Origin of the sequence: Microcoleus sp. S1D4, assembly GCF_036700765.1 — a bacterium.
Classification (GTDB): Bacteria; Cyanobacteriota; Cyanobacteriia; order Cyanobacteriales; family Microcoleaceae; genus Microcoleus.
The window spans coordinates 67,838-93,831 of sequence record NZ_JAUBPP010000002.1 but is presented as its reverse complement, the minus strand read 5'-3'; the positions used below and the strand labels follow the sequence as shown (position 1 = coordinate 93,831).

Here is a 25,994-nt window from a genome sequence, read left to right as displayed (position 1 = left end):
CAAGATGTGAGATTTAGAAAAATTTCATTTCTGGGCAAAAAACCACCGTAATGATACTGATTTTCCTTAAAATATGAGCAAGATTAACTAAGGTGCAGGAATAACAAACTTTGCCATACGATACCGAGCCAATCATGAGATTTGAAGAAGCACTGCAACTGGTAGAAGCAATCCTACAAGCCAAAACAGGTAAACAACTGACTTCCTTAGAAAAAGAAATCCTCAAAGCTGCCTGGGACAACGAAACCTATCATAGCGTTGCCGAAAGCTTATATCTCACCATCGGTCATATTAAAGATTTAGCCTCCCTGTTATGGAAACACCTTTCAGACACCTGCGGGCAAAAAATTACCAAAAATAACTTTCGACGGGTAGTAAGAGCCCTTGGCGGCGCACCCAATTGCCATGAAGAAACAATAACAGAAAACGACACGGAGGAAAATTCCGACCCCAAAGGCAATATCTTAATTGTTGACGACTTGATCGAAAACCTGCATTTTTTAACAAAAGTATTGAACAAACAGGGTTATAAAGTTCGCAGCGTCACTAACGGTAAGATGGCATTAAGAACAATCCACCATAATACTCCCGATGTCATTTTACTCGATATTAAAATGCCAGAAATGGATGGATATGAAGTCTGTGAAGCTCTAAAAGCTGATGAAAATACCTCAGAAGTTCCGGTAATTTTTTTAAGTGCGCTAGATGAAGTTTTAGATAAAGTAAAAGCTTTTAAAGTAGGCGGAGTCGATTATATTACCAAACCCTTTCAAGCAGAAGAAGTCATCGCTCGGATTCAAACTCAACTAACTATCCAAAAACAAAAAAAACAGTTGAGGAAGCAAATCGAAGAACATCAAGAAACCGCAGAAATTCTCTACCAATCTCGCATTTTACTTGCAAATTTATTAAATACTTCCAAAGATGGAATTGCCGCTGTGCAAGCGGTGAGAGATCCGATAACCGAAGAAATTCACGATTTTCGGTGTTTGGTGGTCAACCCCGTCTTTGCCAAATTATTTGGTCAAAAGCGAGAAAACCTCATGGGTAAAACCATCCTGAAAAAAATGTTCAATCAACTTACTCCGACACTGTTTGATTCACTTGTAGAAGTAGTTGAGAGAGGAGAAGCGATCGAACAAGAATTTTATTGGGAAAAAGATGACTGTCAAATATTGTATTATTTGAGTACAGTAAAATTTGGAGATGGTTGTTCGATCACTGTCCGCGATATCACCATGTTTAAACTACTTGAATTTAAGGTAAAGATGAAAGCACATTTAGAATAATCTCATACCTCCGGTTTCTTTGAGAGACTGGGGTTATGTAATCATTCTTTTACAAAGCGTTGGATATCCAAAATCTTCTCAAACTCAAACTTATTAACCCAATTCCTAAGAATCTTGGTTCTACCGTATTGACCATACAAAATTAATGAGTACAATGCTAATTCAACAAACTTATTAGCTGAAAGTTGTGAAAAGTTATAAATGTATACCCCGAGCGTTTAATGAGTTTTAATTTGTTATTAATTCCTTCGACTACTCAAGAAAGTTGTTCTGGTTTCAAAATAGTTGCTAATCTCTCCAAACCACTTTTTTATAGTTTGAAAGCTTTTGGGAAAAGATTCCTGAGCTTCCACCAGCTAATCCACTAAACTCAAAGTTCCCATTGCCCAATTTTCCGAGCCTTCAAATACTTCTATCAGTTCCTCTTTGAGTTGAGGCATTCTTCCTAATTTTGGTAAAGTTTATCGAATTGTTGTCAATTGATCAACTTACTCTTTTTTGAGATATTTTTAATTTTTTAGTAACAATACTTCGGACAGTTTCATAGCCCACGCGATAGGTAGCTAGAAACCCGGTTTCTACGAGTTTTGAGTCACGATAAATTTACGCAGAAACCGGGTTTCTGAGGCCACGCATAGGTAGCTAGAAACCCGGTTTCTACGAGTTTTGAGTCACGATAAATTTATGCAGAAACCGGATTTCTGAGACTTTCATCATGTGCTCTTTGTCAATGCAGGTGCTTTGCCAAAACCCTCAACCGAGAGCCTCTTTCTCATAACGGGCTAGAAGATGCCAGAGAAAAATATCCGGGTCGTCATGATCTATCATCTCTTTAAACATGGAAACAAAAGGCTCATAGTCCAAAAACTGCATCTCCAAACTGAGTTGTTTTAATCCCGCTTCTTTAAAGATGCGATTTAACCGCAAGGGAGTGTAATAAATCTGGATACTTTGCCACTCAGCATCCCAAACTTTATTGCCGTAGACATCGATAAATCCCTCTGTAACACAGTGAGCGTGTTTGCGACTGAAATAGGCAATTTCTAAGAAGCATAAGGTAGTTGGAAAATATCCGTATATCTTGCCACCTGGCTTGAGAACTTTTCCAAATTCCCGAATCATCTCGCGGTTGGTTTTATCCTCACTGGAAACCACGGAATTTGCGAGTAGGACGTAATCAAATTTCTCGTTCCACTCCGGTTTTTGTTCGGTGATTCGCGTGGAGTCTATTTCCTCAAACACGATTTGCCGATCGTTGAGTCGGGAATCTCCATCTGCTGTTTTCCAGTCTGCTTGTGCTTTTTCAATGGCTGTTTTGGAAAAATCGGTACAGTAGATTTGTCCAATTTGGGGACAAAATTCTAGTAAGGTTTTCTGAAGATAAATTTCCGAGCCACAACCGGGAATTAGGACTTTGATATCAGGCGAGTTGGGAATATCATAGCCGGGAGAACGCTCTGGACGGATTAGGGTTTTGCAGATTTTGGGGTCTTGGGTGATGCTGAAAGAGGTGTTGGTATAATCTTCGTGGTTTTTATCCCAGATATCTTTCTCTTCTTCAAGAGATTTCGAGCCAAGGTTTTGAGAAGAGGGAATTAGCCATTTGTAATCATTTGTGCCGGTCATAATTTTTAACTCCAAAATATTCTGTACAGGTCAAATCTGTGTGTCAACCGCTAACAACCAAGCTGCCGTTTTCCAGCACGTACATGACATCCGCACGCAAGGCATGGGCCATGCGGTGAGTGATCAAAATCACCGTGCGTTCTTTGGTGATGCGCTCGATAGTGGCGAGGATTTCGGCTTCTGTGGCGGGGTCGAGGGCGGATGTGGCTTCATCCAGAATTAGAATGGCTGGATTTCTCACCAAGGCTTTAGCTAAAGCGATTCTTTGCCGTTGTCCCCCGGATAACTGTCCGCCCCTGTCACCAACAGGTGTGTCGTAGCCTTGGGGTAAGGACAAAATAAATTTGTGAATCTCGGCGGCTTTGGCTGCGGCTTCGACTTGTTCGTCAGTGGCTTCTAGATAGCCCATGCGGATGTTTTCCCGCACGGAGCAATTAAACAGAATTACATCCTGAGAAACCAGTCCAATTTGAGAACGGAGGGAGCGTACTGTTGCATGACGTAAATCAATTCCATCAAACAGAATGCGTCCTTTATCCGGGTCGTAAAATCGCGTCAGCAAGTTGACAATTGTACTTTTGCCTGCTCCACTTTCACCGACAAATACCGCGAAGTCTCCTTGGCGAATCTTCAGGGATAGATTTTTAACTCCACCTCTATCTTGGGAGTAGCTAAAAGTAACATTTTCAAAGTTAATATCACTGAAAAAGTGAGGTAAATCAATCGCACCCGGTGCATCCTGACTCGCCGGAGTTTCTGATAAGATATCGCTGATGCGTTGCAGCCCTGCTACTCCATCAATAAATGCAGGCAGTGACGAAGTTAAACCGAGGATATTGAGATTCAATCCTAGCATTAAAACTTGAAACGAGGCAAGAGTGCCTACGGAAATGATATTCTGGTATGTCATGACAGCACCGATACTTAAAACGATAAGCTGCGTCATGACAAAACCAATCATGGGGACTTTCTGCACTAAGTAGGAGAGAAAGGTTGCCCGGACATAAACCTGTTTTAAGTCATTCAAAGCGGTGGCAAAATCCTCAGTCATTTGGTTCTCCAGCCCGAATATCTTGACAACGGTTTGCGAGAGGATATTCTCTTCGACGACGCTGGCAATCTGTCCTTCTTTTTGCAGCAACTTATAGCCGACTTCGGTGGCAAGGCTGGCTATTTTTGCTGGGGCAATGGTGCAGATGGTTAAACCGATTAAACTGAGCAGGGCTAGTTGCCAGTTGAGGAAGAAGAGGAAAACCAGAGAAAACAGGAAGTTAGACAGTTCTAAAACAACGACTGTCAGCCCCATTGTAATTACACCATTTTCCACCTTTTGGACATCGGCGATGAGACAATTGACAATATCTCCGGCTGAACGCCGCCCAAAAAACTCCATTGAAAGGCTCTGGAGATGCTGGAATAGAGAGTGTCGGATATTGTTAGTTATCAAAATGCCCAAACGCGCTCCTAGGAAAATTCCTAGCAAACCGATGCAGGCATATAGAATTGCTCCGACAACTAGCAATGACAGGATTAGAACCAGAAGGCCATAGTTTTGGGGAACGATGGCGGCATCGATGATAAATTTTAAGCTGGCTCGGAAGACTGAATCGAATGCTGCGTCGAATATCAGGCAGGTAAAGAGTAAAATGAATTGCCATTTGTAGGAGGCAATGTATTTGTTGAGGGTTTTAAAGAACCAAATCAGTTCCATGAGTTATAGGAGTTTGTCTACAGGCACGATTTAGGCTTTTACTTTGGCAGTTTTAATTTGGATAACTTTCTTATTAAGTAGGGTGGGCATTGCCCACCCTACAGTTAGTTTCAGTCACACTCAATCAGCAATATGCAATAATTTGCCACTGATTAAATCGCTGAATCTATTGTGTGTCATTGAACTGTGCAAAATGACTCAAGAGCAGTAAGAGAAAAGCTTTGACTATTTTCGGGGATGTCTATTTAAGAGCGATCGCATTATTCCCCCCAAATTGCATACTGGTTAGTCGCCTTTGACATAAGAAAGATTCTGTTCGCTTGTTTCGTTGGTTTAATAGTCCATGTGTTATCTGGATTTAGGGTTGCTGTCATTTGATATACTCCTGGGCCGAACTCTACTTCCGGTGCGTTTGTCGTTTCTGAAATATCAAGTACCTGGCCCTCCGTAAATGTGCCTGCAAGAACGTAATATTTCGGATGGGGGGTAAAGTTCACTGTTATGTTGGGCTGCGCTTGGACAACAAAAGTTCCTGAGCCTGACATACCTATTCCTACTGTTGCTTGCTTGAGCGGTACATTGGCAGATTGTTTGACGTGGAGTATTCCTAATGGTGTCACTGTTTCTGGCGTAATTGGATTGAAGAAATAGGCTTGATTGTTTGGATCATAATCCAACAAAATTTGGTTTTTCTCTTGTAAACCAGCAACTGGTGATTGAGTTGCATCAAAAACCACTCCTGGTGCTAGTTCCCCCGTCTCCGACCAGCAAAAGTTGTAGCTTATTGTCCAGTTAAACTTGATGGTTGTTTTTGGATAAGCAAACTTTACAAACCATGCTAAAGGGAATACATTCTTGGCACCAATTTCTGGGTCATTCTGGAAAACAGCAATATTAGTAGGATTGCTGGAATTGTTGATAACTGTAAGAGTATACTGAACTCCATTTGTTTCATTTGTGGATACCAAGTTAACGTTGGTCTCTTTATTTTGATATTGAAGAGTTACTTGATGACGACAAACATTAAGAAGGGGTAATTGCTCAGGAATTACCGATGTGACCCATTGTTGATATGCCTCTTGCAAAGCCTGATTTGCAGCTTGATTTTGATCTTGAGCTATCGTAACAACCGTTGTGTTAAAGTTCCAACTTAGCGGCGATGTAGCTGGTCGTGCAAGAAATACCTTAAATGTATATGCGGGCATGATTGTCTCCATTTAAACTATATTTACACTATTAAGACGATTCCCAAAGTCAATTTCTGAATTTTTAGAGTTAGAGGCTATTTTTTCCTACCTCAATGCACCCTCAGCACAAGAACTATAATTTCCAGCCATTGCACCAGATTGTGTTATTGAATTAACGTCAGCAACAAAAGATGTAGGGTGAGCAGTGCCCACCCTACATCTATTTTTACTCATATTTAATCAGCTTACAAATGTAGTTTAACTGATTAAATATTATCCTATTAAAATAAAAATCGTCTCATAATTAGCCTCCTTTGAGATTAGTGTGATTTTGGTTGTTCGTCGAGACGAAATTTTATTTTTGTCTCTACACCTATAAGACGAATCCAGAGGTCAATTTCTGAATTTTTCGAGTTAGAGGCGGTTTTTTCCTAACTCAATGCACTCTGAGAGGTTCAGATCCCCGACTTCCCTAAGAAGTCAAGGATCTACGCTTTAGCCCGATCGCCCTTTCGCCTCTTACCTTTGAGCCGTTTCACAGCCTCCTCAACCTCCCCGCGAAAAGGGTAGAGCAACCGCCGACTCAGCGCACTTCGATACGCCTCCACTGCCTGCGTCACATCCCCCAAGCCCAACAACGCTCTCCCTTGCCAGTAACCAGCCATCGCCGGGTCAAACTCCATCAATTCCCGGGACTGACAAGCCTTTTCCAACCATTTGCGACTCGCCACCTCATCCCCCAGCAGCCGATAACTCTCCCCCAGCCACACCGCAGCAGATACAGATTGCAAATAACTCCCATCTTCTGGTAGCAACTGCCATCCTTGCGCCAAAGCCTCCACCGCTTCCCGGTGTTTCCCCGCCAGCGCCAACACCCGCCCGTGACTAAACCAAGCATCAGGTAACTGCGGTTCAAGTTGCGTCCCCCGCACAGAGGCACCACACCCTCGCTCAATCTCCTGAAAACTTTCCACCAACACCCGCCCCGCCGTCGTCCAAACACTCCAGCGTTCAGGAAAACGATCGAGCATCTCTTCTACTATTGATGTAAGGGTTACTTGACGGTTAGATCCCCCTAAATCCCCCTGATCGAGGGCGACTTTGAGACTGGTTCCCCCCTTTTTAAGAGGGGCGGAGGGGGGATCGAGAGGAACTGGGGGAGAGGCAGCAGGCAAAATCTCGCACAACGCCCGATAAATTTCACAATCCTGCGGATACAGACGATAAGCCTTCAGCATCGCCTCAGCCGCTTTCTGATATTCCCCCGTATGGAACAAGCACCGCCCATAGGAATACCAACCCCTAGGATGATTCGGGTGTTCCTCAGTAAACCGTTCCAACACCCCAACTCCATTAGCCGACTCCCCCCGGAAAACGTGATAATATGCCAGCAACTCGCGGGCATCCGCCGCATCAGGAGCCAGTTGCAGCACAGAACTAATTATCTGTTTAGTCTGCTTCCCCTCCTCACCCGATACCAATCTCATCCGGCAACGAGTATCCGCCAGTCGTTTGAGCGCTCGGAAATCACCCGGAGCCACCTCTAGCACTTTGCTCAACCTGCGCTGCGCTTGGCGCACATTCCCCACCGCCTGACTCGCGTCGTAGCTGTCAATCAGCGCTACAACATCATCCGGGTTGAGTGACAAAACCGTATCAAAGGCTCGCAAAGCTGCAACCGCATCCCCTCTCCCCATTTGCACCTGCCCCAACGCCAGCCAGTGAGCCGCATTATCTGGTTCTAGGGAAGCCGCCGACTCAAAAGCGAGTATCGCTGCCTGAGTGTCATTTCTACAGAGTGCGATCGATCCGCTGATATGCTGCCGAGTCGCCTCATTGCGTGCATTGGCCGAGGCACTTTCATAAACCGCTACTGCCTCAACCTCTTGTCCCATAAGCTGCAAGAGTTTCGCCAATTGCAACCGCACGCCGATCGATGGTGGTTGCTGCCGATCTATTACTTGGCGATATTCCTCAACCGCCTGCTCGATATGACCCATTTCATACAGCAGATTCGCCAATTCCAACCGCTTCTTCCACCCAGAGGGATACTGCTGCACGTACTCACTTAATGTTTTCAGCTTCTGCTCTTGTCGGGTTGGCTTGGAGTCTCCAACCAGGTAAGCATTCAACTCCACCCCAGAGGACTGAGCGATCGATACGACCCGGAATGTAGTGTTTCTAGACATATTGCTGTTACCTGATAATTAATTGTCTCGCCAATGTTCTCTGTCATCGGGGCGATCGAGTCGGATGCGATCGTTTCCTGAGATTGGGAACTCTCCACCACCAGCTTTTCCCTTTTGCCAACCTTGGAAAAATCTAACAGAGCATCATCCAACCCTGACAAATACCTGCTCAAACGCTTTTGCAGAATGTCTCGCGCCTGTTGGATACGCTTGTAAATGTTATCGAGAGAGATGGCGAGTTTTTGGGCTATATCTTGATAGGAAATCTGGTCGCAGTAACGCATAGTAAACGGAGCGCGCAGTCGATAAGGAAGAGAATTTATGGCCTCGCGCAGGTACTGTCCCAACTCATGATTTAGAAGTGCTAATTCAGGAGAGTCACAACCAGAAATAACCGCTGAGTTATCGATAGTCGCTATGTCCTCAATATTGTCTATTTGTATTGCTTTTCGGCGACGTTCTCGATGTATATCTATACAGAGATTATGGGTTAAGCGGGTGAGCCAAGCTCGGAGGTTAGTGATTTTTTCGGCATAGTCTGGTAATTTATCCCAAGCTTTGACCATTGCGCGACTGAGCGCTTCTTCCGCATCCATAGAATTACCGCCCATCCACTTGAGACAGCAACGGTAAAAATAATCTCGATTCTGCTCCCATAGCTGCCAGAACGTTTTCTCTATATCTTCAGAGCAACTACGAAAGCATGAGGTATTAACGAATTGAGAATTTGACATGACGATTTATCCCTGAAATTCAGCTTACTTTTGATTTTGGGTTTAACCTAAAGTAGTTTTTCTGCACCGGATTAATTATGTTGCTTGTTCGAGCCTTTGTAGGCTAGATAGGGAAGTGTTTTAAAGGTCAAGTATCGAGTTTTTTTGGGGAACTTTTTGTGTTTTTTGTGTAACTTTGCCGCCAAACAATCAGGCCAACAGCTTGACGTTATTCAAGCCCAAAGCTGAAACTTAATTAGTCACATTTGCACCCAAATTTGACTAATTAAGTTTTTATGTTATGCATTTAGATGCCCATCCTCTTAATTTTTCACAGGGCTGTATCAACCTTGACAGGGTTAGTTTTTGCAGGCAGCCGCAACAACTATATTATCTGTCCCACTAACAGTCTAATCGCACAATTCAGGTTCTAAAGTCGGAAAAGTCGGGTTCTAAAGTCGGAAAAATCGGGTTCTAAAGTCGGAAAAGTCGGGTTCTTCGGAATTCTCTGGACAAAATCCCAAATGTGTTATATGGGGCTAACCCGAAGAAACATAAGTTTGGATAGGTTTTACGAAGAAGAATAATGGTGCTTAATTACATTCCGGGCGTTGCTTAATCAGGGTATGAAAAAAATAAGTTGAAAATTCAGAAGTTTTGTGGATTCTGGTTTCTATGACTTGCATATTTAGCCTTTCATACCGTAAATCAGCAACGCCACATTCCGCACGCGCTTAGTGTCACAGCATAATTACCCAGAATAATCGATTTTTAAAGTGATAAATTATGCGTTTCAAATTTTTAATATCCGTTAATATACGGTATCAAACTATAATTTGTAGCTTAATGGCTCGATAAAAATAAGTAAATACCGATGGTGACAGTTGAGGGTGCGGAATGTGGGCTTAACCAGGGATATGTATTGCTGATTTGTTCTAGCATGAGGATTTATACTTAGGCTGCACACGATCGCATTGTATTGAGCTACTTGCAGTTTTGTTAAGACCTTGGACAAAAAAACAAAAAAAAGTGTGAAAGGTCGATCGCCCTTTCACACTACACAAAGTATGTATTTTGTCAAGCTAAATGTAGGACTAATTAACTAGAAATTATCGCGCCTTGGGTGTCGATCGCGATCGCCCTTACATCAGCCTTCACCCCAAATTCCATCCAAGCAGCCGCCATTTCCCTCACAACCGCAACAGCATTAGTAACATCCGTTAAAGCTAAAAGCGTTGGTCCGGCACCGCTAATTACCATTCCATAAGCCCCTGCCTTGAATGCAGCTTCTTGCACTGCTTCATATCCCTGAATCAGAGATTGCCGGTAAGGTTGGTGAATTTTGTCCTGGAGGGCGCAGCGCAGCCAGTTTTCATTGCCAGTTTCCAAAGCCCGCAACAGCAAACCGAGGTGTGCGGCATTGAAAATCGCATCAGCCCTGCTGTACTCGCTGGGCAAAACTTGTCGCGCCTCGGCTGTAGAAAGTTCAAAATCGGGAATCGCTACCACGGGCACAATATTAGGATGCCAGGGAATATCGCAAATTTCCCAGGAACCGCTTGGTGTATTGCTAGCAGCGAGGCGACAACCTCCTAATAAAGCGGGGACAACGTTGTCGGGATGGCCTTCAAGTTCGATCGCCAACTGCATCACTTCCACCTGACTCAAAGGCTTTCCGGCTAATTCATTTGCACCGACTAACCCGCCCACAATAGCTGTGGCGGAACTTCCCAAGCCTCTAGCCAGCGGCACTTGCATATTTATATGTATGGCTACGGGCGGCGGCGATTGTTGGAGGCGATCGTATAACTTGAGAAAAGCTTGATAAGCCAGATTGCTTTCGTCTGTCTTGACTTTGGCGGCTTCTTGGCCCGTAACTGTAATTTTTAGTTTCTCGGTTGCTGAGGGTTCGAGTCGGGAGAATTGGAAGCGGTTGTAGAGGCTTAAAGCAGCGCCGATGCAGTCGAATCCTGGGCCCAGGTTGGCGGTTGTGGCGGGTACGGTGACGGTGACGGTGGAAGTTTCGGGCATTTTTTGAATAGTTAATTGGGAGTGTTTAACCCCAGATGGACGCAGATGAACGCAGAGCGAAGGATATTATACTATGTTTTCAAAAGCCATTTATTCTTGCAGCATTTCAAGATGCTTGATAGCATCTTGATAATCGTTGGTATTGCCATCTTTTTGATAGAGTTCGGCTGCTTTATGATAATCGGCGATCGCCCCCGGTTTGTCTTCTAAGAACTCGCGGACTCTGGCGCGGTTGTAGTAAGCGTCGCCGTAGTTGGGGTTAATTTCAATTGCGCGATCGAAGTCGGCTTTGGCTGCTGGATAGTCTTTGAGGTTGCGGCCGTGAATGATGCCCAGTTTGTTGTAGGCTTGGACGTAGTTGGGATTGAGGCGAATGGCTGCGGTATAATCTGCGATCGCCCCTGGGATGTCTCCAGCTTCTGATTTGGCTAAACCACTGTTGAATAGGTCTTCGGCAGTATTTTGAACGATTAGTATTGGTGAGGGTTTTGTAGAAATGGCAGGAGATATGCCACCAAAAACTGTCACAAATCCCCAAAGGGCGATCGCCCTGTAAAAGTATTTCATAATTCTAAGCAAAAATCTGAGCGACAGAACAACTAAAACCGGGTAACAAAGGCGATGTCAATTCATCATTCCTCAACAGTGTAGCAACAAGCCTTAAACTTGCTTCTTCCCTGCGATAAACCTCAATTTGTTGCAACCGCCAATTCGCAATCCAGTATTCCTGTACTCCTCGTACCGAATAGAGTCTGAGTTTCAAATCTCTATCGCGTCTTTCATTGTCTGTACCGGGAGACAATACTTCAACAATTAACTCGGGTGCGGCGGTTAAATGTCCGGCTTCGTCTAGCAAGATATCCAAGCGTTCATTGCTGGCCCAAACTACATCGGGGATGACGTTATCGGCATCAGTGAAAATCAGACCTGGATTGATGGCGGCTCTTCCCAAACCAGTCGATCGCGACCAGGTTTTCAACTCTAGGTAAAAGTTACCACAAGCTTCTTGATGCCCCCAATGCGGTGCTCTAGTCACAAATAACTCTCCATCAATAAGTTCGTAACGATCGCCGTTATCGGGCAATAGTTCCAAATCAGCGGTAGTCCAGCGTACTTTATCAGATATTGTCTGGCTCATACAAGCACTCTATAATAGGTGGTACAAACATTATAAACCGGTTCGTAGTAAGGACTTCAGTCCTCTCTGCGACTTTTAGTCAATTAGGACTAAAGTCCTTACTACAAACTATGGGGTCGATCGCAATTAACCGCACATTACACTACTTAAGAACAGTTTTAGAAGCAATCCGAGTTTTCTTGCGATCGGCCTCACTCAAATCTTCACCAGACTGCAAGCGAGTAGCAGAAGTTTGCAGCACTGTGGCCGCACTTTTATCGCCCATTTGCAGAGCAGTTTTAGCCGCCGTTTGTAACATTGTGGCGGCACCGGCGCGATCGCCCTGTTGTAATCTAGTTTCGGCGAGTTGAGTTTGGCGGTACTTAGCCAAAGCTAAAATATGCTGCTGCACCATCGGGTTAAGTGCCGGTTGATAAACTTTTAGGACATTAGCAGAAACTGCAACGGGATCGGAAAGCAAACCTTCACCGACAGTCGGATCGTCGTAGCGAATTTGTAATTGCCCGATCGCCTGTTTGCCTTCAGGTAACTGTCCAATATAAATATTAGCCAAAACTACTCGCTCTACATCCTTCATTAAATCTCCCAGGCGGACCATAAAGCGATCGCCCTCTTGCTGTACCGGTAATTCGATCGTATCAGGAGCAACTTGGGCGATCGGTTTAAGTTCGGCTAACCGCACTTTTGGCATCAGGGAAAATAGCAAATAAGCATTAGTCAAACCTACACCTTGGATGCGAGTAAATAATTTTCCAAACTCATCAACCGCATCTTCGGGCCGCTGAATGTGAGCCAAAGCACCGCCGCCAGCATCAGCAATCTTTTCCAAAATATCCTGATTCCAGTTATCGCCAAAGCCCAGAGAATTTAAAGTCATATTGTACTCGGCGGCGAGTTTCGCCAGCTTCAAACAGCGACTGTCGTCGCCGTGTTCGTTTTCGCCGTCAGTAAGTAGAAATGCCTGAGATATAGCTTCTTTTTTGCCTTTCCCCAACTCTTCAATACCTAACTTAATGCCCTCATCAATTGCTGTACCGCCGGCCGGTCGCAACCTCTCAATTTGGCGTTTAATGCTAGCGGAGTCTTCCACAATTTGGTTGGGGACGAGGACTTTGGCTTTGTGATCGAAAGCCACCGCGCAAAAGCGATCCCCAGGCTTCAACCGGTCGAGCAACCGTCCGGCGGCTTGTTTGACGGTTTCCAACGGCCGTCCGCCCATCGACCCACTGTGGTCGAGAATCAGGCACAGATTTAAGGGTACGCTGGAGTCGATCGAGCTTGCCGTCGCAGACACTGAAATCGCTAGCTGGCGCTGGGTTGAGGGCGCGATCGCGTCAAGGTTGGGGTCGTTTAAGACCGGGAGCAAACTAACTTTCATGCGGGATACCTAAAGATTGCGTTACTATTTCTTTAAGAATAGCTCCATCAGTTCAGGCAACATTTCGGTTTATGAACACACCAATTAAAGCTGTGCAATCGCAATACTACGGGGAAGGCAACTCTCGGACGCCACCACCCGATTTGCCATCCCTGTTGCTGAAGGAGCGGATCGTTTATCTCGGTATGCCTCTGGTGCCTGCGGTAACAGAACTGATTATTGCTGAACTGTTGTTCTTGCAGTACGAAGACCCGGATAAGCCGATCAAAATCTATATCAACTCAACAGGCACTTCTGGTTACAGCGGGGAACCCGTCGGCTTTGAAACCGAAGCCTTCGCTATCTGCGACACGATCAGGTACATTAAGCCACCCGTGCACACTATTTGCCTCGGTTCGGCAATGGGCATGGCTGCGATGCTGCTAGCGGCCGGTACAAAGGGCTTTCGGGCTAGTTTGCCGCACGCTTCGATCGTGTTGCACCAACCCAAGGCTTACACGCGGGGTCAAGCCAGCGACATTCAAATTCGGGCGAAGGAAGTGCTGGCAAATAAGGCCACGATGCTCGATATTTTTGCAAGCTGTACTGGCCAACCGATCGAAAAGATTACTAAAGATATGGATAGGTTGCTGTACATGACGCCCCAGGAAGCTAAAGAATACGGTTTGATCGATCGCGTTCTAGAAAGTTCGGAAGAATTGGCTAAACCACTGCCGGCTGGAGTCATCTAATTTGGTTATTAGTTATTGGTTATTAGTTATTGGTTATTGGTTATTGGTTATTGGTTATTGGTTGTTATCACCAAAAACTCGAAAGTAACTAATAACAAGTAACTAATAACAAGTAACTAAGAACAAGTAACTAATAACAAATAATCCATTCCAAATCCCCGATTACCAATTACCAACTAAAAGGAGTTCCGAATTATGCCTATAGGTGTGCCAAAAGTCCCCTACAAAATGCCTGGTGGTTATGATACTCAGTGGATTAATATCTACGATCGTCTTTACCGGGAACGGATTATTTTCTTAGGTAAAGATATTGACGATGAAATTGCCAATCAAATCATCGCCGTGATGCTGTATCTGGATTCGGAAGATTCGGGTAAGGATATCATTTTGTACATCAATTCCCCCGGCGGGATGGTGTCGGCAGGCATGGCTATTTTTGATACCATGCAGCACATTAAATCGGACGTGGTGACGATTTGTGTGGGCTTGGCTGCTTCGATGGGTTCTTTCCTGCTGGCTGCGGGTACGAAGGGGAAACGGTTGGCTTTGCCTCACTCGCGGATTATGATTCACCAACCTTCTGGGGGCACGCGGGGACAAGCAACGGACATTCAGATTGAGGCGAAGGAGATTTTGCGCTTGCGCCACCAACTCAACGGTATTTATGCTAAAAATACCGGACAGCCGATCGAGAAAATCGAGAAAGACATGGATCGCGACTATTTCATGTCCGCTGAGGAAGCCAAGGAATACGGCTTGATTGACAGAGTAGTCGAAGATCGTCCGTAAGTTGTTTTTTCGATTCAGTAGTGCGGGGAAACCTCGCATTACGACCTAGTTGGCAGTAAAATATGGCAGAATCTTTACATTTAAGGATTCTGCCATATTTAATGGTATTATAAAACTTGATTCATGCTAAATGGATATTGCAGATTATTACCGACAGTTAGGACTCAGATCTGGTGCGAGTTTATCGCAAGTTAAGAGTTCTTATCGAAAGTTAGCCAGACAGTATCACCCGGATGTGAATCCGGGAAACGAACAGGCTAAGAATAAGTTTATTGCTATTACTGAGGCTTATAAGTTCCTGGTAAATATAGCCCCCGCCGATGTTGCGGAGTCAACAACTGCTAGTTCAACAGTAGCGCCTACTTCGACACCGCCCGCTGCAGCGGTGAAAGATCGATCGCAGACAGTTAAGGTGACTCGGAAACAGCAACCGACTCCAGATAGCCCGGATTTGTCGGCGGCGGAAGAAAAGTTAAAGCAAGATGCTTATTTTCAGTTGCAGCAGTTGCTGAAATATCAGAGGTTCCCCCGGGCGATCGCCCTGATTGAGGGTTTGGCGCAGCGGGTTCCTGAAGATCGGGAAGTGCGACAGTGGCAGGCGATCGCCTATCAGCGCTGGGGGCGGCATTTGATCGAGGAAAAGCAGGTTGATAAGGCGAGAATTTATTTGAAAAAAGCTGTAAAAACTGACCCTCACAATCGGGCTTTGTGGGCGGAAGTTGAGCGAGATTTTCGCAAGTTGGAACAGATTTATTGATTGGGGAATCGGGAACCGGGAATCGGGAATCGGGAATCGGGAATCGGGAATCGGGAATCGGGAATTATTACTTTGGTTCTGTGGAGGTCATCAAAAACTCTATATTTTTGAGTTTTTCTAAAATAACTTGGGTATTTTCTGGCCGGTTTTCGGGTAGCGGTTCCATCAATTCGTCGATCGAGTCTACAAAGGACTGGTCAACATCTACGGCCTGGTTTTTCCAGTTGATTTTACCAGTTTTTTGATTGACGGGAAAGTCGATCGGCTTTAAGCCTGTTAATAAATGTACAAAAGTACGCCCTAGGGCAAAAAAGTCCGATCGCACTTCTGGTTTTCCGGCAATTTGTTCGGGCGCGGAGTACCCAGCAGAACCGATGGGTGCGGTATCTGTGCCTGCTTCGGTGGCGCAGCCGAAGTCAATTAATCTCAATTTCCCATCGGGTTCTAGCATCAAGTTGGATGGCTTAATATCCCGATGTACGAGATGATATTTGTGGATTTTTTGCAAAATAGCGAGCAATTGTTGCAGCCAATTAACGGCGAGTGTTTGAGAAACCTGTTGGTTTTTAGTTAAGAATTCTGTCAAGTTTACTCCGCCGATTTTTTCCATCGCCAAACAACACAATTTCTGGGAATTGTTGCCGAGTTTAATTTGGAAATAACCGTCTGGTTCAACTTGGGGAACTCCGGCTTTTCCCCCCAGCCAAATTAACACTCGCGCTTCTTGCTGGAAGAAGCGAAGTAAATGGGGATTGTGGCTGTGTTTGAACACTTTAAAAATTTTGACTGTGCCCCATTCGTTTTCGCCGGTTCCCAAATCTTCGACTTCTAAGATGTCTGTGGGGCGGGCGGGATTGGGCGATCGCACTGGTTTAAGGATACGATAGCGATCGGCAATTAATAAAGCCGTGCCGCAAGCTTGACAGTTTTGAGCAGCAGCAGAGTTTTCGCGTTGTTCGCATTGAGGGTTGATGCAGTAAATCATCTGTCTTGATACGTCCAGGACTGACGGATTTAACGAATTGATTCAATTATGAGCATAAAACCCAGTAGTTTTGACCTTACTACTGAGTTTTTATTTGCCGCCCATTTGCAGAGAATACCACATTTAAGTCCAAGATTTAAGATTAATCGCACCGCGCTATACCGATTGAGCTACTCCCCAGCGTTTGGTTGGGGAGAAGGTAGAAGCATCTCCGTAGTTTTTTAAGTTGTAATGTTAGTTTCTGGAGCGGTGCTTGTTTCTTCTGAGGCAAAGCGGGCCGGCCAAATGCGATCGCAAAAAAACAAAGTTCCCGCCGTCATGCACAGCGGAATTGCCAACAGATTCAACAGCGGAATGCTCACCAAACCCAAACACACTAAACCAAAACTGCCACTAGCCGGCAAACTTGCCCAAATTATTTCTAACTTCTCCTGAAAAGGCCTGCGCCTTCTCTCCAAAGGTGCATCTAAAAAATCTAAACAGACAATAGTCGCGCCCAAAGCTACGCCGCCCAAAGTGCTAAGAATAGAGCCGAAGCCAGGGATAAAATTTAGCAACAGTAGGGGTATGCCGACGCTCAACAAAATTTGTATTTTTCGCAGTTCAAAGGCGATCGCCCTTTGAATATCCCCAAAAACACTAGCCAAATTCATTGGGGCTTCTGCGGGCAATTGACCGTTCCGCAACAGTTCCAATTGTTCGGAAAGTTTGCCGTACCAGGGCGAACCTAAAATCACGCCAAACTGCACTAACAAAAATCCGATGATTAGCAAAAGTCCTGACACTAGGAGTACGCGCAGCAGCCAGCCGAAAGCAACTGTCAACCCGCCCAAAAAGCTCAGCCAAGCTGGCAAATTCGCAATTAAATCATTAAATCGGAGGGATAAATCGGCTACTAAAACGTCTATGCCTGCCAAACTGGGAAATAGCAAGCTTAAATAAAGTCCGGTACCAATTAGAAAATTTAGTAAGACGGGAACTAATACATAACTCCACAGCTTGGGAGTTTGCCAAATCAGCGTGAAAGCTCGAAAAGGATAGGTGAAACCTGCCAGGAGTCGAATTGGTGCAGTAATGGCGCTGCGGGCGGGATTTGAATTGAGCTGTTTTGACATATTAGGGGTGAGAGCGTCATTTTCTATTATTATTGCCTATGAGGATTTATTGCAGGTTGCCCAAAAGTGAAGCTTTTTATTTACCATACCCCGGAACTTACGCCAGCGGACAAAATGCCGGCTTGCGCGATCGCAGTTGATGTGCTGCGGGCGACTACGACAATGGCGACGGCCCTGAATAATGGGGCGGAAGCTGTCCAAGTTTTCAGCGACTTAGATAAGCTGATGGCAGAGAGCGAAAAATGGCCTGCAGACAAGCGGATTCGGGCTGGAGAGCGTGGCGGAGGCAAAGTTGACGGTTTTGACATGGGGAATTCTCCGCTGGACTGCGCGCGAGAAAAGGTGAGTGGGAAGCGCATTTTTATCAGTACAACTAACGGTACTCGGGCTTTGCAACGAGTGCAAGCTGCTGCAACTGTGCTGACGGCGGCTTTGATTAACCGCAAATCTGTAGTGCAGTTTTTGTTAAGCAAAAAGCCGGAAAGTATTTGGATTGTGGGTTCTGGTTGGGAAGGGAGTTATTCGTTGGAGGATACGGTTTGTGCTGGGGCGATCGCCCAAAGCCTGCTATCAGAAAGCGGTATTCCGGCGATCGATTTTGCTGGTAACGATGAAGTATTTGCGGCGATCGCTCTTTATTGGCAGTGGCAAGATCGGCTGCACGAATTGTTGGAAAAAGCCAGTCACGGCCAGCGCCTGTTGCGTATGGGCGTGATTGAAGATTTAAAATATTGCGCGCAATTGGATACTTTAGATGTGCTTCCCATGCAGCGAGAACCGGGTGTTTTGGTGAAGTCTGATTTTAAAATTTCTTAGGCTAATTTCAGGTTTCCATCTTGGGAAAAAACTAGGAATTAATTTTTTTTGAGTGCAGTATTAGTAGGGTGTGCCCTTATAGAACCTTACTTGAAAAACGACGATAAAATAGGTTTGTAGTGCGGACTTCAGTCCGCTTTCATATTGCGGACTAAAGTCCGTAATACAAACCGGGACTTGCATTCCCAACGATCGAACAACGGAAATTATACTAAATCCGGGTTTGTCATCCCATTTTTGTTATTGTTCGCGAACAATGACAAAAATGGCTCGGATACGTGGATTTAGTATTAGTAGTTAGCGAACAAGATTGTTTTTATAGAAAGTTGAATTAAAGATATTCCGTAGCAACATATAGCGGTTTTCAAGCGTGGTAAAGTATGCCCTATGCCCGGTTTGGCCTATGCCCTAATGTATTGGAGGCAATTTAGAATTACCGAACCGCTGAATTAAACACTCGGCAATTCTGGCGGCGGCACCGGGTTCTCCCATGCGGCGCAAGCCATTTTCAGCGATTAACTGCAATCTGTCGGGATCGCGGAACAAAGACTGTACTGCGCCGGCAACTTCGGCGGGATGTTTGACTAAAATTAATGACGGGCCTAACAGGCGACTTTGGGCTTCTGCAAAGGCGGGGGTAAATTGCGGGCCGTTTCCGGGAATGGCGATCGCGGGTTTTCCTAAACCGACAAATTGTTCTGTAGCGGTTCCAGCCATTGCTATTGCTACATCGGCTTCATACAAACAATCGTTAAAACTTTGCTGAGTTAAAATCATCGTGGCGTTTCTCTGCACAAAGGTCAAGGGCAATAGCAAATTAGGAAATTCTTGCCGAATTTCTTGAGGGCTAGAAACGGGAGGCCGCAAAATACTTCCTTCTCGCCGCTGCGTTTTTATTTCGCCGTCTTGTCGCCAGCCGAAAAATTCTAATATAGGTCGCAAAGCTTCTAAGTTTAACTCGGGAGAAATGGCTCCGAAAAATAACAGTTTACGATCGGCAAACAAGGACAAAATTCCGCCTGCAGCCTCTACTATTAGCTGCCAATTAGCATAGGCTTCCGGCGCTCTAGAGCCGGGGAGTAAGGTGATGACGAGCGATCGCTCCTTTTCCCGAAACTCTGCATCAGGGCCGTAAAAACTGGCTGGGTTTTCCGGTTCGAGTCCGTCCATCATGGGATTGCCAAGATTGTAGGCGGAAATTCCCAGCTTTTCTAAAGTCTCGGCGGTTAGCGCATCCCGGACAAAAACGGCGCGACAGCGGTTTCTCGTCATCAACCAGCGCTCCCAAAGGAAATAAACCGATCGCGGCGACGAAATCCAAGCAAACAAGCCGGATTTGCGAGCCAGAGGCCCGTTCTCGTCCCGCAAATAATAGTCGGACTTGGCGGTACCGACAAAAGCATAGGGCGCGCCAGCGAGCCAAGCAAACAGCAGCGGTACGATATCGCCGCAGGCTAAGATCACCGCGTCTTGATTGCCAGACTGTGTTTGCGATCGCACCCAAGCGCGGATCGCTTTAAACTGAGCTACGGTCAACTGCAGCAGGCCGCCTTTGACATCCCGCAAAAATTCCCTTCCATCCATGTAGATAAATCCGCCCGAAGGCATCCGCTGCACCGGGCCGATGATGCGGGCGTTTTCTAGTTGAGCGAAAGCTTGCCCTTCGCCCACTAGCGGAAACACGGCTAATTCTGGGGGGTGCGGGTGCTGTTGCAGTTCCCGCAAGATGCGAAGGGCGATCGCGTCTTCTCCGTGGCCGTTACTGAGGCAAAGTAATTTCAATCCCAACTCTCTCAAAAACTCTACTGTCAACAAATAGCCTAAAACCCCTGCGACTTCAGTCTAGCGATGAAAGGCTACTTTACAGGTTATTTTACCAGAAAACTCTTATTTTAAATAGCATAAAATACCGTAAAAGTGACCCAGATCGGCGCGACTCAAAATTTATGTTGAGGACTTTCTTTCTCACTACAAACACATTTTATGTCAGGTAATTGAGCCGATACTATTAGATACCAAACCATGCTTAAATATCTTGATTGTTGATTTGACATCAAATCCTCTCTTCATCGAAATAGTAAATTAACAGTTAACAGTTAACAGTTAACTGTTAACATCATGTATGAGTGCAACCAGAATTGATTTAATTTGGCGCGGACATCATTTGCTTGGTAACGATTTAAATCCCCAAACCCGAAAAACCGACGAGCTACTGCCCCTCGATATACTGCTTTAAAATCCTCCGAATTTGTTTGAGCTGAAATCCCTTAGCAAGTTGGCGTAAGTTCGTGACAAACGGCACTAATCTTGGTTCCAGAATTTCCAGATTAGCCGTTTCCTGAAAAAAATCTTCAATGTCGCCCATAGCTGCGAGTTTCAAAAGTTTTGCTACCGACTCAGAAGCAGCAGATAACAGAGCAGAATAAACAGGAAAATTAGATACTGGTGACAAACTGGAAGTTTTGCGCTTTTTGTTTCCCGAAGATGCTTCGTAAATCCATTCTAGTCCCAAATGAACGCGCAACTGTTCCAAAAAGTGATTTGCTTCGATCGGCTTGGGAAGAAAATCATCGCACCGGGAGAGGATGAGCTCTTGCTGCACAGACTCGAAAACGCTAGCTGACATAGCGATTAATATCACATCTTTTAATTCCGGCAACTGCCGCAGTCTGCTTGCAGTTTCTAAGCCATCCATTACAGGCATCCGCAAGTCCATTAAAATCAGATCCGGGTGAAATTCAACTGCTTTGTAGAGGCATTCTTGAGCGTTCCCGGCCTCTGCAATTTCAAACCCCAAACGCCCCAGCAGCCTGCACAACAAATCGCGATTTAGTTGATTTTCTTCCAGAATTAGCACTTTCCGTTTGTTACCGACAAAACCGACAAGCCAGTGTTTGTCACGCAAAGGAGACACTTCTAAGTACCGTTTGGCTGCAGGCAATTCTACATCCAGCCAGAAAGTGCTGCCTTTTCCCAAAATGCTGTTGACGCGAATTTCGCTGCCCATCAGTTTCGCTAATTTCTGGCTGATTGAGAGCCCTAAACCCGTGCCTTCAACAAAGGTATTTCCTCCTACTTGGTGGAATGGCAAAAATATTTCTTCTAATTTATCTTGCTCTATTCCAGTCCCGGTATCCTCTATTTGAAAGCGAATTTTTAAAGCGTGTTGGGCTGCAATTGCATTATGGGCGAAACGCAGATAATTTTCTTTCAGTTCCGAACTCAAAATCGAGAAATCGTAATTTTCTTCTCTGCCTCTATTCCAAGCTTCTGTGCCGACATAGCCGACTTTTAAAGTTACTCCGCCGCTGTTAGTAAATTTTACGGCATTGCTGAGTAAGTTGATCAAAATTTGACGCAATCTTTTTCTGTCGATACTGACGCAGCTAGGCAGGGGAGATACTTGTTCGTAATTGAATAAAATTGCTTTTTGAGATGCTCGCATCTGAAACAGATCGGCAATATTTTTGGTAAAATTTAGAAAATTTAACTCTTCTGGGTAGAGTTTCATTTTTCTAGCTTCTATTTTGGAAAGGTCTAAAACATCGTCGATTAACATCAGCAAGTGTTCGCCGCACTGTTGAATGTTGGTGAGACTTTCTTGGTGATCTGAGCTTAAGTCTTTGTCGGTTTTGAGGATTTGAGCGTAACCTAAAACTCCGTTTAAAGGCGTGCGGAGTTCGTGGCTCATGTTAGCGAGAAATTCGCTTTTGGCGCGGTTGGCGGTTTCTGCGGCTAATGCTGCTTGTTGGAGGGCGGCTTCTGCTTGTTTGCGATCGGCAATTTCGGTTTGTGCTTGTTGAAATAGTGTCGATTGCTGGATCGCGATTGCCAATTGCACGCACAGTTGTCGCAGCGCTTCTATTTCTGAGGAATCCCAGGAACGGGGGCCGCTGCAATCCTGGGCGATCAGCAGTCCCCAAAGCTTATTTTCAGCGGTGGGTTGGCTATGGGAAATGCTTTCTCGTGCTTGTAAAATCGGTACTATTAAGTTAGCTTTTACTTCAAATCCTTCGAGAAATTTCATATGGCATTCTGTCAAATTTTCTCGGTAAATATCTTCCATCGATCTAATATAGCCTTGCTGATAAACCTCAACAAATCTCTCTTTAAAACAGCCGTCAATATTGTTAAAATTTTGCAGGGAAATTCTATTGTTTGCCACGGACTCCACAACGACACAACCGCTCCAGTCGGGATTAAAACGGTAAATAACTGTGCGGTCTGTTTGCAAAAATTGTCGCACTTGTTCGACAGCAGCGGTGAGAATTTCTTCTAAATTGAGGGAGGAGCGAATGCGATCGAGCATGGCAACTACCAGCCTTTCTCGCCTTAATTGTTGCAGCAGCGCCATCTCGGCTTTTTTGCGTTCAGTGATGTCGGTAATTACTCCCACTAACCCGATTAAATTGCCAGTTTCATCTTTAATACAGTCGGCGCGAAATAAAGTTGTCAGTGGTTCGTTGCTTTTAGTTTTGATTTTGACTTCGCCTTGCCAAGATTTGCCTTTACGGATCGTTTTAAACATCTCTAGCAACACTTGATTTTGGGAGTATATTGCTGTTGCTCCGCCTGCTGCGTTCAATTCTTCTGCTGTGTAGCCGTACCGCCGAACAAAGGCTTGATTGTGATAGATCGATCGCCCTCTCAAGTCAGCAATGCAGATCGCGTCGCTGGTGCTTTCTACGGCTTGAGTCACCCGCAGCAGGTTTAATTCGGCTTGTTTGCGATCGGTAATATCTGTAATAGTGCCGATATAGCCTTTAATGTCCTGCTGTTCTCCGATTTCTGCGATCGCCTGACCGATCGCCCAAACTACACGACCGTCTGGATGCTGAAAGCGGTATTCTGATTTAAAAGGAATTTTGTCAATAATTGCTCGATACCATTCATTTTTCACCCGTTCCGCATCATCGGGATGAATGGCATTCATCCAGCCAGTTTCTGCTGCCAATTCTGCGTTTAATCCCGTGATTTTGCTCCACCGCTGATTCACATAAAGGCAATTGCCAAACGCATCGCTGTGAAATATGCAAACTGGCGATGCTTCTGCCAAAGTTTGATAGCGGCGCTGGCTCGATCGCAGTGCAGATTCTACCTGTTTTCTATTAGTAATATCGCGAACAATCGAAATTATTTCGCCGCCTCCAAGCATTGTCAGCGACAATTCTTGAGGAAACTTAGTACCATCGTGGCGCTGACCAGTCGCTTCTATATTGCAGTACCCTTTTTCGATGAAACTCGGCATTACTTCACGTTCAAGATATTGAATTTCTGCGGGGCTGTAGAGCAGTTGCCAGGTCTTTCCGTGCAGTTCGCTAGCGCTAGTCAAGCCGTACATTTTCACATAAGCGTCGTTTGAATAAATACATTCTTTGCGATGGTTAAAAATAGCAATACCGTCATAAGCAGCGCCCATAGCTACTGCTTGCCGCTGAAGTTCCGACTCAGCTTGTTTGCGAGAAGTAATGTCGTGACCGACTGAGTAGATTAAACCTTCTTCGCTAAATGGCGATGCCGTCCACAGCAGGTATTTGTAAGCACCGTCTTTGCAGATATAGCGGTTTTCAAAGCAGATACTGGGCGTACCGGCGATTAGTTTGGCTCCTTCGGCTGCGGTGGCTTTTCGATCGTCGGGATGAACAAATTCTAGCATCGGCTTGGCAAAAAGTTCAGCATTGCTGTAGCCCAGTGCCGTTGACCAAGCAGGGTTTAAACGTTTAAAATAGCCGTCGAAACCGATAATGCAAAGCAAGTCTAAGGAAATCGTAAAAAAGCGATCGCGCTCTGCTTGTGCCTGCTTTAACTCAGTAATATCGATCACTAAACCGTCCCAGAGAATATCGCCTTCGCTCCTAGATTTGCTCTCATTATTGAGCCTTTCCGGTCTCGCGGCTCCTTGCAGCCACTTAACTTTTCCTGATGGCATAATCTGTCGCCACTGCTGCTGCCAAGGTTCCAGCGTAGCGGCTGAAACTGCTATAGATGTTTCTAAATCCAAGCGATCCTGTGGATGAAAACCGGAGAAAATTATTTCTGCATTTTGCTCTATTACTTCTGCCTCTAATTCGTACAGTTCGCGACTACCTGAAGAGACGTAGGGGAAAGACATTTCTCCAGTTACTGACCTTCGGAATTGATAAATTACTCCCGGCAGGTTGGCCACCAGTTTTTGAAATCTAAATTCGCTTTGCTCCAATGCTATTTGCTGCCTTCTGTATTCGGTAAAATCTCTAATTGTACCAACTATTACTTTACTGCCGTCTGCTTTTTTAAAAACGCTTTTTTTGGTAGAAATAATCCGTTCTTGGCCTGCGGTGTCTGTGAGATTTTCTTCATTTTCTAAACAAATTTCCCCAGTCAATACTTCTTCATCTTTGAGCCAAAAAACATCCGCTTCTGATTTGGGAAAAAAATCATAGTCTGATTTCCCGATCAGTTCTTGTCGCGATTTGCCGAGCAACTGACAAAAAGCATCATTTAATATAATCCAGCGGTGCTGCTGGTCTTTGACAAAAATTGGGTCTGGCGTAGCATTTATGGTATGGTTTAAAAATTCTTCTGACGCTTTCAATTTGGCTTCATAGCGGTAGCGATCGCTCACGTCCAACACTACTTTAATCATCCGGTCGATCGAGCCATCTCGGCCGCGGATGCAGCGCAGCGAAATTCGCGTGTGAACTAGGTCGCCGTCTTTTTTGAACCATCTTTTATCACAGATGTAACCGTCGCTCGTACCTGCTAAAATCTGAGATAATTGTTCTATGTTAGTGCTTAAATCATCTGGATGAGCCAACTCGATCCAGTTTTTTTGCAAAAGTTCTTCGCGCTCGTAGCCCAGCAAATTGCACAGCGCATCGTTAACTTCTATCCAATTGCAATTTTCACCCATTGCGGGGTCAAGAATTGGAGCGATAATAGCAATTCCGATCAAAGAATTTTCCACCACCGAGCGATATTTTTCTTCGCTTTTTCGTAAAGCATCTTGACTGTTCTGCCGTTCTATGGCGTAACGGAGCGATCGAATTAACAGTTCGCCATCGATTTTTCTTTTGACTAAATAATCCTGTACGCCCGCCGAAATTAACCGCAGGGCAAGCTCTTCGTCGTTTTGGGCCGTCAAAACTACGATCGGCACATTTACCCCGTACTCTTGCACCCGAGCCACCGTCTCGATTCCCAGACTGTCAGGCAGTGAAAGGTCTAATAAAATTATGTCAAAAGTTTCTTGACTCAATCGCTGCAGCGCTTCGCTGAGACGCTCTACTTTCGTCAGCAATATCTGCTGCCGGTCGCTCATTCCTGACAGCAAATCTTCAATAAGCTCAGCTTCCTGAGAGTTGTCTTCTACCAACAAAACTTTAAAGGAGGTAGGAGGCACAGCTAAGTTAAAAACTGCTTTCATAATATTTATTAATCAAAAATTTGTCAAGCTAACTTGGATTTGATCTTTTATTGCCAGGGCAGTTATTGAATTCCACCTACAGATACATTAGCAGTCAGTCGATTTGCGATTGGAGCATTGAAGATTTTAGATTT

Annotated in this window: 19 protein-coding genes; 5 read left to right on the top strand and 14 right to left on the bottom strand. The window is 45.1% G+C overall.

Going from position 1 to position 25,994, the window contains the following annotated elements; translation table 11 throughout:
• Positions 1 to 110 precede the first annotated feature (110 nt).
• Positions 111 to 1,289 (top strand): response regulator, encoded by a 1,179-nt coding sequence (locus QT998_RS02800; protein ID WP_333090443.1) that lies wholly within the window; start codon positions 111 to 113, stop codon positions 1,287 to 1,289.
• Between the two features lie 157 nt (positions 1,290 to 1,446).
• Here QT998_RS02800 and QT998_RS27370 read toward each other — a convergent pair whose 3' ends face one another.
• The 10 genes from QT998_RS27370 to QT998_RS02755 all read right to left on the bottom strand — a co-directional run bounded on the left by QT998_RS27370 (position 1,447) and on the right by QT998_RS02755 (position 13,262).
• Positions 1,447 to 1,533 carry a hypothetical protein gene (locus tag QT998_RS27370; protein ID WP_442921937.1) on the bottom strand — a complete coding sequence of 29 codons (87 nt, stop codon included), beginning with the start codon at positions 1,531 to 1,533 and terminating at the stop codon, positions 1,447 to 1,449.
• A 509-nt stretch (positions 1,534 to 2,042) separates the two neighbouring features.
• Positions 2,043 to 2,915, bottom strand: coding sequence for a class I SAM-dependent methyltransferase (locus tag QT998_RS02795; RefSeq protein WP_333117574.1), 873 nt, complete (start codon positions 2,913 to 2,915; stop codon positions 2,043 to 2,045).
• 43 nt (positions 2,916 to 2,958) lie between these two features.
• Positions 2,959 to 4,626 (bottom strand): ABC transporter ATP-binding protein, encoded by a 1,668-nt coding sequence (locus QT998_RS02790; protein ID WP_333117575.1) that lies wholly within the window; start codon positions 4,624 to 4,626, stop codon positions 2,959 to 2,961.
• A gap of 260 nt (positions 4,627 to 4,886) precedes the next feature.
• Entirely contained in the window at positions 4,887 to 5,831 is a 945-nt protein-coding gene (locus tag QT998_RS02785) for a hypothetical protein (RefSeq protein ID WP_333090447.1), read from the bottom strand.
• 470 nt (positions 5,832 to 6,301) lie between these two features.
• On the bottom strand, positions 6,302 to 8,002 hold the full coding sequence (locus tag QT998_RS02780; RefSeq protein ID WP_333117576.1) for a tetratricopeptide repeat protein: 1,701 nt from the start codon (positions 8,000 to 8,002) through the stop codon (positions 6,302 to 6,304).
• A complete protein-coding gene (locus QT998_RS02775; RefSeq protein WP_333090450.1) occupies positions 7,942 to 8,736 on the bottom strand; it encodes an RNA polymerase sigma factor in 795 nt (264 codons plus the stop codon). Before QT998_RS02775 ends, QT998_RS02780 begins: the two co-directional genes overlap by 61 nt.
• Before the next feature lie 1,077 nt (positions 8,737 to 9,813).
• The gene (gene thrB / locus QT998_RS02770) at positions 9,814 to 10,746 is read right to left on the bottom strand and encodes a homoserine kinase (RefSeq protein ID WP_333117578.1); all 933 of its coding nucleotides are present in this window, start codon (positions 10,744 to 10,746) and stop codon (positions 9,814 to 9,816) included.
• 90 nt (positions 10,747 to 10,836) lie between these two features.
• Positions 10,837 to 11,313, bottom strand: a complete 477-nt coding sequence (locus QT998_RS02765; RefSeq protein ID WP_333117580.1) for a tetratricopeptide repeat protein — start codon at positions 11,311 to 11,313, stop codon at positions 10,837 to 10,839.
• Positions 11,314 to 11,317: 4 nt separating this feature from the next.
• Entirely contained in the window at positions 11,318 to 11,884 is a 567-nt protein-coding gene (locus tag QT998_RS02760) for a Uma2 family endonuclease (protein ID WP_333090455.1), read from the bottom strand.
• Between the two features lie 142 nt (positions 11,885 to 12,026).
• Positions 12,027 to 13,262, bottom strand: coding sequence for a vWA domain-containing protein (locus QT998_RS02755; RefSeq protein WP_333117581.1), 1,236 nt, complete (start codon positions 13,260 to 13,262; stop codon positions 12,027 to 12,029).
• 71 nt (positions 13,263 to 13,333) lie between these two features.
• On the opposite strand from QT998_RS02755, the gene QT998_RS02750 reads away from it, so the two are divergent.
• The 3 genes from QT998_RS02750 to QT998_RS02740 all read left to right on the top strand — a co-directional run bounded on the left by QT998_RS02750 (position 13,334) and on the right by QT998_RS02740 (position 15,539).
• Entirely contained in the window at positions 13,334 to 13,993 is a 660-nt protein-coding gene (locus QT998_RS02750) for an ATP-dependent Clp protease proteolytic subunit (RefSeq protein ID WP_333090456.1), read from the top strand.
• 195 nt (positions 13,994 to 14,188) lie between these two features.
• Complete coding sequence (locus QT998_RS02745; protein WP_194069733.1) at positions 14,189 to 14,782, top strand: ATP-dependent Clp protease proteolytic subunit; 594 nt, start codon at positions 14,189 to 14,191, stop codon at positions 14,780 to 14,782.
• Positions 14,783 to 14,912: 130 nt separating this feature from the next.
• Positions 14,913 to 15,539, top strand: a complete 627-nt coding sequence (locus QT998_RS02740) for a J domain-containing protein (RefSeq protein ID WP_333090458.1) — start codon at positions 14,913 to 14,915, stop codon at positions 15,537 to 15,539.
• Positions 15,540 to 15,606: 67 nt separating this feature from the next.
• Here the strand turns inward: QT998_RS02740 and QT998_RS02735 are convergent, their stop codons facing one another.
• Positions 15,607 to 16,524, bottom strand: coding sequence for a serine/threonine protein kinase (locus QT998_RS02735; protein WP_333117584.1), 918 nt, complete (start codon positions 16,522 to 16,524; stop codon positions 15,607 to 15,609).
• Positions 16,525 to 16,745: 221 nt separating this feature from the next.
• Positions 16,746 to 17,639 (bottom strand): EI24 domain-containing protein, encoded by an 894-nt coding sequence (locus QT998_RS02730; protein WP_333117586.1) that lies wholly within the window; start codon positions 17,637 to 17,639, stop codon positions 16,746 to 16,748.
• A gap of 66 nt (positions 17,640 to 17,705) precedes the next feature.
• Between QT998_RS02730 and QT998_RS02725 the strand changes: the two genes are divergently transcribed.
• A complete protein-coding gene (locus tag QT998_RS02725) occupies positions 17,706 to 18,455 on the top strand; it encodes a 2-phosphosulfolactate phosphatase family protein (RefSeq protein ID WP_194069476.1) in 750 nt (249 codons plus the stop codon).
• A 408-nt stretch (positions 18,456 to 18,863) separates the two neighbouring features.
• On the opposite strand, the gene QT998_RS02720 is transcribed toward QT998_RS02725, so the two are convergent.
• Entirely contained in the window at positions 18,864 to 20,237 is a 1,374-nt protein-coding gene (locus QT998_RS02720) for a lipid-A-disaccharide synthase-related protein (RefSeq protein WP_194069475.1), read from the bottom strand.
• Between the two features lie 427 nt (positions 20,238 to 20,664).
• Positions 20,665 to 25,860, bottom strand: a complete 5,196-nt coding sequence (locus QT998_RS02715; protein ID WP_333117588.1) for a PAS domain S-box protein — start codon at positions 25,858 to 25,860, stop codon at positions 20,665 to 20,667.
• Between the last annotated feature and the right edge of the window lie 134 nt (positions 25,861 to 25,994).